The organism is Prevotella pallens ATCC 700821 (assembly GCF_000220255.1).
GTDB lineage: Bacteria > Bacteroidota > Bacteroidia > Bacteroidales > Bacteroidaceae > Prevotella > Prevotella pallens.
Map to the genome: position 1 here is coordinate 352334 of NZ_GL982514.1, position 11390 is coordinate 363723.

Genomic DNA, 11390 nt, shown 5'->3' on the forward strand with positions numbered 1-11390 from the left:
ACTCCAAGTGTCTGAGAAACAAAGTTCTCAAAACACTTGGATAAGTCAGAAATTTCACTTACCTTAGTGCTACCAACAAAAAAACAAATAAAAAATCTGACATGACAAAGGTTGCAATTAAAAACGAGAATATCACTTCTTTCGGTGGAATTTATCACATTATGGACGTTTTCTCAAAGTTGGGCTTTGAAAAACTTACCGAATCCGTATTGGGCAAACGTGGAAGTAGCGGCAAGGCATTCAGCCATGGAAGTATTTTCGGCTCTCTCTTCTTCAGCTCCCTTTGTGGTGGAGAATGCCTTGAGGACATCAATGCACTTATAGGGCAGTTCAAGCAGAGACCTAATACACTATTACCCGGTGCCGACACTGTGGGGCGCGGACTAAAGGAGCTTGCTGAAGAGAACATTGTCTACAAGAGCGAAACCTCCGGCAAGTCTTACAGTTTCAATACGGCAGAAAAGTTGAATACTTTACTTTTACGGATGATACGGAGAATGGGGCTTATAAAGGCGGGCTGTCATGTTGACTTAGACTTTGACCACCAGTTTGTTCCTGCCCATAAGTTCGATGCAAAGTATTCCTATAAGCAGGTTTTTGGCTATTCCCCTGGTTGGGTTTCCATCGGGGGCATCATAGTCGGAGGTGAGAACCGTGACGGAAACACCAATGTGATATTCCATCAGGAGGACACGCTCCGTCGCATTATGGACCGTGTAACCTCAGAACTTGGTGTCGTGATAGAGCGTTTCCGTGCCGACTGCGGGTCGTTCTCGAAGGAAATCATCCAAACCGTAGAGCAGCGCTGCAACACGTTCTACATTCGTGCTGCCAACTGTGGCAGTCGCTATGAGAACTTCCGACAGTTGAAAGAATGGAAGAGCATTGAAGTTGGTTATGAGAAATGCGATGTCACATCCATCAGCATGGACAACCTAATAGAAGGAAGGTCATACAGGATTGTCGTACAGCGTAGTCCATTGAAAGACAAGGATGGCAAGCAACAGACGGATATGTTCGGAGTAATATACACATACCGCTGTATCCTCACCAATGACTGGGTGTCTACCGAGAAGGCAGAACGTTCTGAACCTGTATACAAACAAAACATACTATTCTGAAGTGTTCCTTGAATAAGCAGCATTTCTTTGTGGTTTTTCATACTTCCCCATTGGTTTGGGTGGGGGATTTCATGCCTAAGCAAGAACCAAGAACCCTGGAAAATTCCCAAATCAATGGATTAATCCCAAAATATCACTTCAATATATAAAAGTACCTCACAAGGAATAATGCTGCGGAATTGAGGGAATTAATAGAACCTACCTTAATTGTTGATGCTCTTTATTGTCATTCAATGATTATTTTTGTATTCTTTGATTGAATCTTTTATGAGTTTAGTTGTCATATTCAAGAAAAACAGCTATCTTTGTTTCGTTATTTAGATGGAGTAGGTGTTATGCTAAGTTTTTTAATTTTTGATGCACCTTGTCCCTCAAACACTTCGATATAAAATATGGTTGTGTAGCTCTTTGACCAAGTTAAAAACATCCTCAATAGAATATGTGCTAATGATTCTTGTTGGGTCATATACACAATGTGTTACTGGTGTGTTATCACCACAAAAACAACTGCAAAGTGAAAGTTTAGCAAAACAGTTTAACACATTGTCATATATCCAATTATATCAAAATGCAAGAATATTGGAAATGATTCCAGCCGAATCACAAAAGATTCCAACGGAATCACAAAACAAGGAAAGAGGATTTTGGAAACAAAATCCTCTTTTGCGTTTAAAAATACTCACTTGTAACCTAATTAGTACATTCAGCGGTGTTTACGGTTAATGTTACACTCTGTGCTTAGTGCTACATACTGAGCCTACAAAATTAGATACCCTTATATTTAGTCTATTCCATAAAGCATATTCCATCAGACTATTGGTTGCTCCCTATTTAATTTCTCATGCACCCCAAAGGAATAACTTTAACACCGTCGGGACGTGAGTAAGCCATTACACCGCCTGTTATCACCATAAGCAGGTCTGGCTCACGAAGTCGGATTTGCTTTTCTTTTGCATTGTATTGCTGGACCAGACGTTTAATTTCTAAAAGATGTTCAGCTCCTTCCTCTATTTCCCTGCTTCCAAGCTTAAACTCAATGAGAGCATATCTCCCATCTTCTAAATGAAGAACGGCATCTGCTTCTAAATCGTATCGGTCATGATAATAAGAGATATAGCCTCCTAATGCCTGAGAATAAGCCTTCAAGTCGCGAATACACATACACTCAAAAATAAAGCCAAAGGTCTTCAAGTCCATTAATAATGTTTCTGGAGACATAGATAGGGCTGCAACGGCAATAGACGGATCAACAAATTCTCTTTTAACACCCCGACGTATGGCAGATGCCGATCTTACCGCTGGACTCCATGCTTCTATATCTTGTATAACAAAAAGTTTGGTAAATGCGTTTATATAATCATTCAAAGTATTTTCTGAACAATTTTCTACATTTGCCCTAATATCCTTCAGCAGACTACTTTTCTTTGCCAATGTTGAAATGTTTCGTGCGTAAGTGCGCAAAATAAGCTGACTAAGTTTTTCGTTGCGTGTAATTCCATCGATGGTTGAAATGTCAATTCTGCAAAGACTATTGATATAGTCTTTTGCAACCTGAAGGCGTGCTTTGTCCGTTTTGCGGATCAATGATGCTGGCCATCCACCTCTACAAGCTGCAAAAACTAAGTCCTCCAACTGCATAGGCGATGTTATCCCATCAATATCTATAAGAGGATTATCAAATAGGTTTTTCAAAGAAATAGCACCTGATGACTCTTTCGACTCAAACAGACTCATAGGCAACATTCCCATAATTGCAATACGCCCCGTCCCTGAATGTCGAATGGCACTTTTGTCTATAGAATTAGAGCCTGTCAAAATAAACTGACCTACGTCATTTCGTTCGTCTACCACTGTTCGCACAGAATCCCACAAGACAGGCAATTCTTGCCATTCGTCTATCAAGCGAGGTGTTTTGCCTGTCAATAATAAAGATGGTTTGATAGCTGCGGTAGCAAAATATTGTTCTCGCATATCAGGGTCTTGTAATTTAAGAACACTTGCAGCTTGTTGTGTAGCTGTTGTTGTTTTTCCACACCACTTGGGACCTTCTATCAATACCGCACCTGATGAGTCAAGTAGATCGGTAAGCAGACTGTCTACCATTCTTTTGTAATACTCCATATACCAAATATTTTTTGCAAAAGTAACGTTTTTTTTCGGCACATAAAAGTTATTGATGCTTTTTGTGCTATTTCATTGAGTGTTTTTGTGGTAAAACGTTGATGCTTTTTGCGCTGTTTTACTGAGTGTTTTTGTGGTAAAACGCTGATGTTTTTTGTGCTGTAATATGTTCTTTTGCGTGTTGTTGTTATTTACAAGAAGAACAGCTATATTTATAATGTTATTTAGAAATACTTAGTTGTGCTATGTTTCTTACTTTCTATCTCATCTTATTCCTCAAGCGTTTCACCGTAAAAAGCTGATTGTATGGCTATTCTAATAAGTTAGAACCAACTTCAATAAAATGTATGCTAACAATTCTTGCAGAACGGTATACAAAATAAAATTCCAACAGAATTGCAAATAGGGGAGGGTGGTTTGCTCTCCTTTTTTGTTTATAATTGTCTATTTGCATTGCTTGTAAGCAGCCTTTGTTGCTCTACCAAGCAATCGAAAAGAATATCTAAATGTATATAAAATATCTCAGATATCTGTCAGTTTCGTTTCAGATATCTGTCGTGTTCGTTTTATATATCTGTCAGTTTCGTTTTATATATCTGTCAGTTTCGTTTTATATATCTGTCAGTTTTTCTCTGTATATGTGTTCACGAAATTATTAAAAAATGTAAATGTATCGTGTCATAAAAAATAAATAATTAATTTTGCATTAAAATTAATGCTTATTTATAAAAATTACACAAAAAGTTGTGTATGCCACTATAAATTATGCTATTCAACACAAGATATAACTATATAATTAGAGAAAATATGAGAGAAAATGGATTAACAGTATTAGAAACTATTGTTAAAGGGAAAAAAGAAACTTACCAAACACCATCGTGTACAATTTTTAGCTTGTATCCAGAGTCTATGCTACAGAGTAGTGTGGGTGCCGAAACTGACAATAAAGATGTTAGCGAAGACGAACACGACCCTTGGAATACAGGACAAGGTAATTAAACGAGTTTATTAACATTTAGCTTACCTTACAAATAGTTTAAATGCTACTCAAATTCATATTTAAAGTGGTTGCTTTGTATGACGTTGAGTAAAGTTTAGCTGAAACATTTTAATAGTAATAAAGATATAAAGAATGAAAAATAGAATTCTTTTGCCACTTATTTGCATGGCAATATCAATTTTTGCAGCATCTTGTTCTTCAGAAGCTGTTGATTATCCAGAAGAGAAAGAACAAATGATAACGCTCTCTGTATCGGCTGGTACAGAAGACGATGCTTCTACATCGAGAGCCGTACTAGTAGAGAAGGAAGGCAGTACAAGCCCTTGGAAGTGGGAAGATAGGGACACGTTGATGCTCGTTATAACCAATGCAGGGCAGAAAACTGTTCATAAACTCGCATTGAAGTCTACAAAGCGTGACGGTCTCAGTGGAGAGTTTGAAGGTCAGGTTCCAGCAAGCCTCATAACAGAAAATAGCACTTACCGCTTTTTCTATATAGGTAAGACCGCTGATGGTAGTGCCGACAGAACAATTAGCGCAAGTGACCTCTCTGCTGGTAAATTCAATATCGACCTCACTCAGCAGACAGGCGAACTTAAGGATTTGAAGAGGAACTGTGTTTTAATGGGTACAGGCAAAATTGTTATTTCTGATACAACAAATCCCACTAAGAAAAAGGCAGTTACCGATGGGACTATTAAGTTGAAGAACTTATTTGCTGTGGCTCACTTTGCTATTACTGCAAACGACGGTACATCACTTACAAAGGTTGGTCTTCGTGGTAAAGGTGTTTACGCTTCAGCTAATGTAGACTTGGGCACTGGTGCTGTAACAGGTGTTTCAGAGATTGGTACAGAGATTGATCCAGAAGAAAACATCTTCTTCCCAGCAGGTAAAACCGATTTCTATGTAACTTTCGTTCCAGGTAGTGTTGCTCCATCTTTCGATGGTTATTATGCTGGTTCATATTCGAGTGTGGTTAATGCTATACCAGAGACACGCAATTACGATGCAGATGAGTCATTTGTTAAATATAAAGGTAATAAAGCAGCGTTCTCTGTAAGTGACAACCAGCAAGTGGCTATTACAAATGGTAATATGCAATATGTAATGCCTATAGCTACCTATACATACGATATGAGAGCCAAGACTCTTGAAGCTAACACGCTCGTTAGATGGAAGAACTCTGTTCCACTTAAGCTTAAGGGAACTCACACAGTACACCCAGGCTACTACCGCTTAGCACCAGAGCAGTGGGAAACGGCTATGCCAAAAAATACAAGAACAGGCGGAACTTACACTTACGATACAGAAACTGTAGATGGTAAGGAATATGTTTCTCCAAAGGTCTATCGCTACTTCGACCTTCCATCATGGGGAACTATCAACCATCCTACATTGATCGACAATGAGTTTACTGCTTCTAACGCAACAGTAGTGAAAAATGCAGACTTTGGTAATAAGCTAACAATTGGTGGAGCAGTAACTCGTACTATGACTTATGACGAGTGGAGTTATCTTATGCCTAATACAGAGAATGTATCTTTACCAGTTAATAATAATCGCGTGTGGTCATGGAAAGTTGGTTTAATCACACATAAAAGAGCTAAGTGGGCAAGATGCTTTATTGACGAAAATGGAAACGGAACACGAGATACAAATCCAGCGGAATTGCGTGGTTATCTCATCTTCCCAGATGCTATGACAATGAATGAAGCAGAAGCTATATTTACAATAAATAATCCTACAATTGGTAAATGGTCATCTGCAAATAGTAACCCTACTACATTTGCAAAAATTAAGAGTAGCGGTGCTGTGTTTATTCCATTATCAGCTTATAGAGCTAAGGGCTTAGCAAAATTGGTACAATGGGGTGATCATGGTAATTATGCTACCTCTCAATATGATGGGACTACAATGCTTCATCTTAAAATAACTGATAATAATACAGGTTCATTCCTTATGATTGATGCTAAATCTGCACCTGACCAAGGTTGTATGAATCGTTTGGTACAGAACTATTAATATTGTTATCCGATAACGTTCGGATAGCATAAAACAAAAGTCGGTCGTTATGATTTCTTGTTTGTCTGACAACAGAAAGAAATCGTAACGACCGATTTACGTTAAGCTCTAATACAAGCTATATAGCACAATTAGTTTCCTCTTATAATTCTGCTTTTATGCACATATCCGGTTTTGCCATTGTTTGTAGATACTTTCCACCATTCGCCATCTGCTTCTAATACACGCACGGGAGTGTCAGAAGGTATGCGCCCAATTATTCGTGCCGATATGCTGCCTTTTTCGCGCATATTGCAAAAGCCATCAGAGTCGTATATAAAGTGTGTTGCAACCTTATTGTTGCGTCCGTTTGCTGCATCTGTTTGCTGTACAGAACGAATGGCGGCTACAAGTTCTTTCAGTTTGTTGTTATCATAAAAATTGTGCTTTTTAAGTCGGCTCTCTATATCTGGAAACTGACGAAGAAAATACTCAAGATATTCGAAAGCCTTGCTGCCACGAGGTTCAATAATAGCTGCTCGGTTGTTGTTGTCGTAGTCCATCATAAGCGTAACTAAGTAAACCAAACATTGGTCTTTCGTGTCCACATCGTATTCCAATACATCAAACGTCCACGAAAACGTAGTAACAATTCGTTCAAAGTCTTTAAAATCGTCTCTGTTATTGGCACATTGGTCGTATATCTGTTTTATAAGTCGTTTTCTAATGCCCCGTTTCTTGTTGTTATAAAACAATATAGCAGAGATAGATGGAATGTCGAAATAACCAGACAGTCGTGCATTTTTCACGGCAATCTCCATGAGGTCTGGATTACCCTCGTAGTCGAATAAGAAGACAGCTTCAGTTGCGTCGCCTAAGTTTTCTTTAAAATATGGCAGAGCTGTAGAGTCGTTGTTAAACAACAGTTTGTTGTATGCTGCAATTCTTTTACCAACCCCCGACTCGTTGTCGTAGAGGTATCTTCTTGCGTCTTCTTTGGTTATGTCTCTATCAATCCATGGTTGGTAGAACAAATTTTCTACGTCTGGGTATATATATCTGCCCAATTCGTTAATGGTATACTCAGTATCTATCGAATTAATTGGTCTGGCAGTATTTTTTGGATTTGCAGGCAAATCTATTCCGAACAAATATAAACATTTGTCGTGGAAACTCTGTTGCGATGGTTCTTTATAGCCATTCTCTTTCAGGAACGTTCTAATAGTTTCGGTTTGCCATTTGTCTTGGTCGAAAGTCTTCTTGTTATTTGTTTTTCTAACAGTAGCTATATTGCAGCAAGTAGAACTATATGTATTGTTGCAAAGACAAATGCCACAAAGCATTAGCAGTGAGTAAAATTGATTGTTCATATACAATTACACTTTAATTTCTATTCAAACGCAAAAATAAATATTAAAGTCCGTTCAACAAAAATATCAGCTAAATATTTATATCGGCACTGCAAAAATAGCATAACGTGAATTCAACAAGCAAGTGCTATAAGCGTAAATGCTTGGTAGAGTTTGTTTTCACGAAGAATCTTAAGCACTACGGTTGGTTTATCAACTCAAGAATATGATGTTTTTGAACTGATGTTTGCAAATAATTATCCTAATAAGATAAAAAGTAATATAATATTCTTAACTTTGTAGTGCTAACATAATCTGAAATAGCTAACAAACACATTTCATGCTTTTAGGTGTCTATGGAAACTGAAATACGCTACAGATGAAGATGGGAAGAAATTCTCTTCTTTTTAGCTAGAGTATATCAAATATCTCTTTAAAGAAGAAGAGTTACATGAGGAGACAATTGTCCAGATATCCCGAATAATTGTTGCCCATGCTAAGTCTTACTTGACGACTCTCGATAACTTCGATATATCATTATCTAGGGCTATTTTGGGGACAGATTGCAAACAACTAATAATACATGGAAATTAGTTTTCCTGTCACTTCTGTCACTCTTCCCTACCAGCTAAAGCGTTAATGCATAGGACTTTGGTGGGAAATGTTAAAATGACAGCAAACAAAATAAAAATAGAATTGTAATATATAAAGGTGTAGTTGTAAGTAGAATATAGCACGCTAATCTCACAAATAAAAAAGAAAAAAGTATCTATGCAGAAAGGCTGCACTTATGTGTATTACCTTTGCACACATAACATAAATAATAACTTTAAAGAATAGAATTATGAAAGAACTAAAATGCCCTAAGTGTGGAAATATCTTCAAGGTAGATGAGGCTGACTATGCTTCTATATTGAACCAGGTTAAGACGAAGGAAATTGAAGCTGAGGTGAAGAGAAGAATGACTGAGATGGACGAGCGTAACAAGGCAGAATTGGCGTTGGTTACGACAAAGACCGAGCAGACATTCCAAAATAAGTTGTCGGAAAAAGAAAAGGAATTAGGTCAGAAGGTGGCTGAGATAGAACGACTGAAAGGTGAGAAAGAGAGTGAGCTGTCTCGACAGAAATCGGAGATGAGTGAAGAGATAGCGAAACTCAAAGCACGGTTAGAAGGGATAGAGTCGCAGAAGACAAGTGAAATGAAAATTGCACTTGCCGAGAAGGAAAAGACTATCAGTGAGTTGAAATCGGAGATTAGTCAGAGTGGAGACAAACTGCAGTTGGCTGTGATGGGTGAGCGTAACAAGGCGCAGCAGGCAGCACAAGAGAAAGAAAATAAGATTGTGATGCTGCAGAACGAGATAGAGCAGGAGAGGAGTAAGGCTCAGCTACATGAAGCAGACTTGCAGAAGCAACATGAGAGAGAATTGCGTATGAAGCAAGAGCAGATAGACTATTACAAAGAACTGAAATCGAAGATGTCGACAAAGATGGTTGGTGAGACGTTAGAGCAGCATTGTAGTATTGAGTTCGAGCGTTATCTGCGTCCACTGATGCCTAATGCTTATTTTGAAAAAGACAATGATGCGAGTGATGGTACGAAGGGCGACTTCATCTTCCGAGATAGTGAAGATGGTACAGAATACCTATCTATTATGTTTGAAATGAAGAACGAGATGGATACTACTGCCACCAAACATAAGAACGAAGACTTCTTGAAGAAGTTAGATGAGGATAGAAAGAAGAAAGGGTGTGAGTATGCCGTGTTGGTCAGTTTGTTGGAGGCAGACAGTGAGCTATATAATAGTGGTATTGTGAATAAGAGTCATGTCTACCCGAAGATGTATGTTATTCGCCCACAATTCTTTGTAACTTTCATCACACTGTTGGTGCAGGCATCAAAGAACTCATTAGAATACAAGAAGCAACTCATCTTAGCACAGAGTAAAGAGGTAGATGTAACGAACTTTGAAACAAAGATGGAAGACTTTAAGCAAAAGTTCAGTAGACATTATGAGCTCTATACAAGAAAGTTTGATGATGCGATTAAGGATATAGACGCTACTATATCTAAACTTCAAAAGGTGCGCGCAGAGTTGGTTAGTAGTGAAAATAACCTACGTCTTGCTACTCAGGATACAGAAGATCTGACCATTCGTAAACTCACCTATAATAACCCAACGATGAAGGCGAAGTTTGATGAGGCTCGGAATACACAGGCGGCAGTAGAAATCACAGACGATGAGGAATAGACGTTGTGTAGTTACTGTAGAATCCTTATCTATTAAATACTTGAGAAAATGAAGACATTATCTGTAAGACAGCCATGGGCTTCGCTATTAGTGAGTGGGCTGAAAGACATAGAGAATAGAACGTGGGCTCCTAACTATAAGGGCCGAATCTTGATACATGCCTCATCAACGAAGGTTCCAAAGAATTTCGCTGATAGAATTATCTTTGACGTAAACAATGAAATAGAGAACGAACAAATGTTAAATAATTGATAGCCCCAAACAATTAAAGAGTATAGAACATAGTAGAACGCAAGTACAACAAAACGGTAATTTCATAATGAAATATAAACAACATATAGGACTGATTCCCAATGTTTCATATGGAGATTTCGTCCTTGGTTCAAATATCAATATGTATTTAAGCCAAGAGCATACAAAGAAAATGTATGATGAAGCTACATTTTCAAACATTTCTTATTTTTTCAAGAGAGAAGAAATTAATGTGTGGTGTGATACGGATGGTTCAATAAATACAATTATATGTTCTTCATATTGTCTATTTCATAATAAGAATCTGATAGGAATGAAGTATACAGATTTCCTTACAGAGTTCTCTAAAGAACCAGATAGTGAAGATAATATATATGTGTTAGTATCTGGGAAAGGGCAACGGCAACATGTATACGATTTTGAGAAAGATGGGTTGCAGGTTTGGGTTTGGAGAAATAGAATCCGGACAGTTCTCATTTACAATGCAAATTTATAGCCTTTGATAATCGGCACGTTATCCATATAATTGTAACGAGCAATATCCTTATATGGGCCTAATCCCAATAAAAGAAAGGGGGAAGTAATGGAAAGAAAAATAACACTATCAAAGGATGATAGAATGAACTTTCAAAACACCTTAGATAATTTGAAAAGTAATTCTAATTGGCAAGTTTTAAAGACATATTTGATAGAAATGAAAATAAAATACCCATCTGAATATTTTATATGTACGGAATTATCAAACACTTATCATATGCTTGGTATGTATAAAGAAAGTGAACAGGCTTCCTTGGAAGCTATGCGGTTAGAACCCAATGATGTGCTTGTAGTATACAACTATGCAGTTGCTTTGTATTCAAATGAAAAATTTTCAGAAGCCATTGTACAATTAAATAGAATACTCAAAAGAAAGATAAATACTATTGCATATGGAGTTCATGGAGAAGGTATGAAATGGGCAATGTCTATTAAAAACGACTCTTTATATCTAAAGGCTATTTGTCAATTAAATCTTGGAAAATTAAAAGATGCATATAAACTTATTGTAAAACACCTTGCGCAGAGACGAAGGGGTGTATATAGTGATTTTACCAAGAAGCAAGTTAAGCGAAAGGAACAATATATTATAAATGAGTTAAATAACAAAGTTGTGAAATAAATGTTAGAAGCATTAATTTTCAAAATATGACCAAATGGTCCCAAAAATAAAACAAAAAATAAATTATGCAGCATCCATATATAAAATACGAACAGGACAAAGCTTGGACTGTCGTGAATGATTTAATTAA

Annotated in this window: 8 protein-coding genes and 1 pseudogene; 7 read left to right on the forward strand and 2 right to left on the reverse strand. The window is 37.4% G+C overall.

What is annotated here, in order from left to right:
• Positions 1 to 101: 101 nt before the first annotated feature.
• Positions 102 to 1076 (forward strand): annotated as a pseudogene (locus tag HMPREF9144_RS10620) (transposase); the annotation flags it as partial.
• A gap of 876 nt (positions 1077 to 1952) precedes the next feature.
• Here HMPREF9144_RS10620 and HMPREF9144_RS10630 read toward each other — a convergent pair.
• The gene (locus tag HMPREF9144_RS10630) at positions 1953 to 3242 is read right to left on the reverse strand and encodes an ATP-binding protein (protein ID WP_040595767.1); all 1290 of its coding nucleotides are present in this window, start codon (positions 3240 to 3242) and stop codon (positions 1953 to 1955) included.
• An 807-nt stretch (positions 3243 to 4049) separates the two neighbouring features.
• On the opposite strand from HMPREF9144_RS10630, the gene HMPREF9144_RS10635 reads away from it, so the two are divergent.
• The gene (locus tag HMPREF9144_RS10635; protein WP_146739283.1) at positions 4050 to 4241 is read left to right on the forward strand and encodes a hypothetical protein; all 192 of its coding nucleotides are present in this window, start codon (positions 4050 to 4052) and stop codon (positions 4239 to 4241) included.
• 133 nt (positions 4242 to 4374) lie between these two features.
• Complete coding sequence (locus tag HMPREF9144_RS10640) at positions 4375 to 6267, forward strand: hypothetical protein (RefSeq protein ID WP_006046068.1); 1893 nt, start codon at positions 4375 to 4377, stop codon at positions 6265 to 6267.
• 131 nt (positions 6268 to 6398) lie between these two features.
• Here HMPREF9144_RS10640 and HMPREF9144_RS10645 read toward each other — a convergent pair whose 3' ends face one another.
• Positions 6399 to 7616 (reverse strand): SH3 domain-containing protein, encoded by a 1218-nt coding sequence (locus HMPREF9144_RS10645; protein WP_006046069.1) that lies wholly within the window; start codon positions 7614 to 7616, stop codon positions 6399 to 6401.
• Positions 7617 to 8439: 823 nt separating this feature from the next.
• On the opposite strand from HMPREF9144_RS10645, the gene HMPREF9144_RS10650 reads away from it, so the two are divergent.
• From HMPREF9144_RS10650 to HMPREF9144_RS10665, 4 genes are all read left to right on the forward strand, one after another.
• Entirely contained in the window at positions 8440 to 9849 is a 1410-nt protein-coding gene (locus tag HMPREF9144_RS10650) for a DUF2130 domain-containing protein (protein ID WP_006046071.1), read from the forward strand.
• A gap of 48 nt (positions 9850 to 9897) precedes the next feature.
• Positions 9898 to 10101 (forward strand): ASCH domain-containing protein, encoded by a 204-nt coding sequence (locus HMPREF9144_RS10655; RefSeq protein WP_006046072.1) that lies wholly within the window; start codon positions 9898 to 9900, stop codon positions 10099 to 10101.
• Positions 10102 to 10168: 67 nt separating this feature from the next.
• Positions 10169 to 10597: a hypothetical protein gene (locus HMPREF9144_RS10660; protein ID WP_006046073.1), complete on the forward strand. Its 429-nt coding sequence runs from the start codon at positions 10169 to 10171 to the stop codon at positions 10595 to 10597.
• Positions 10598 to 10684: 87 nt separating this feature from the next.
• On the forward strand, positions 10685 to 11260 hold the full coding sequence (locus HMPREF9144_RS10665) for a tetratricopeptide repeat protein (protein ID WP_006046074.1): 576 nt from the start codon (positions 10685 to 10687) through the stop codon (positions 11258 to 11260).
• Positions 11261 to 11390: the final 130 nt, after the last annotated feature.

Bases quoted from the DNA above. Each gene is read 5' to 3' on its own strand.
- HMPREF9144_RS10630 (WP_040595767.1), bottom strand. From the start codon at position 3,242: ATGGAGTATTACAAAAGAATGGTAGACAGTCTGCTTACCGATCTACTT.
- HMPREF9144_RS10635 (WP_146739283.1), top strand. From the start codon at position 4,050: ATGAGAGAAAATGGATTAACAGTATTAGAAACTATTGTTAAAGGGAAA.
- HMPREF9144_RS10640 (WP_006046068.1), top strand. From the start codon at position 4,375: ATGAAAAATAGAATTCTTTTGCCACTTATTTGCATGGCAATATCAATT.
- HMPREF9144_RS10645 (WP_006046069.1), bottom strand. From the start codon at position 7,616: ATGAACAATCAATTTTACTCACTGCTAATGCTTTGTGGCATTTGTCTT.
- HMPREF9144_RS10650 (WP_006046071.1), top strand. From the start codon at position 8,440: ATGAAAGAACTAAAATGCCCTAAGTGTGGAAATATCTTCAAGGTAGAT.
- HMPREF9144_RS10655 (WP_006046072.1), top strand. From the start codon at position 9,898: ATGAAGACATTATCTGTAAGACAGCCATGGGCTTCGCTATTAGTGAGT.
- HMPREF9144_RS10660 (WP_006046073.1), top strand. From the start codon at position 10,169: ATGAAATATAAACAACATATAGGACTGATTCCCAATGTTTCATATGGA.
- HMPREF9144_RS10665 (WP_006046074.1), top strand. From the start codon at position 10,685: ATGGAAAGAAAAATAACACTATCAAAGGATGATAGAATGAACTTTCAA.